Source organism: Sphingobacterium bovisgrunnientis (assembly GCF_009829085.1).
GTDB lineage: Bacteria > Bacteroidota > Bacteroidia > Sphingobacteriales > Sphingobacteriaceae > Sphingobacterium > Sphingobacterium bovisgrunnientis.
The window spans coordinates 1-450 of the sequence record NZ_WUQY01000142.1; the positions used below are offsets into that span (position 1 = coordinate 1).

General features: G+C 39.3%; 1 protein-coding gene. It reads left to right on the forward strand.

Translation table 11 applies throughout. The annotated features are described in order from the left end of the window. Positions 1-39: 39 nt before the first annotated feature. Positions 40-450 (forward strand): hypothetical protein (locus GOQ16_RS18525; protein ID WP_160070441.1); only part of this gene is annotated, 411 nt, incomplete at its 3' end.

Sequence of the window (450 nt, forward strand, 5' to 3'; positions counted from 1 at the left end):
AGATTTACATCCAAGTTCTGGGAAAGCCTGCAAACGGCTATGGGAACTAGATTAAAATTCAGTACAGCATATCATCCACAGACGGATGGACAATTAGAGAGAACTATACAGACTTTAAAGGATATGTTGAGAGCTTGCGCTTTAGACCTTGGTGGTAACTGGGAAATGCATTTACCTTTGGTTGAGTTTGCATATAACAATAGTTTCCAGTCTACCATTGGCATGGCACCGTATGAAGATCTTTATGGCAGAAAGTGCAGATCACCCATCCATTGGAATGAAGTTGGTGAAAGGAAAGTTTTGGGTCCAGAAATAGTGGAACAAACTGTAAAGGCTGTGGAGAAGATCAGAGAAAGGATTAAAATAGCACAAGACAGACAGAAGTCTTATGCTGACAAGCGACAAAAGGAACTACAATTTGAAATTGGTGAAAAGTTATTTCTTAAAGTG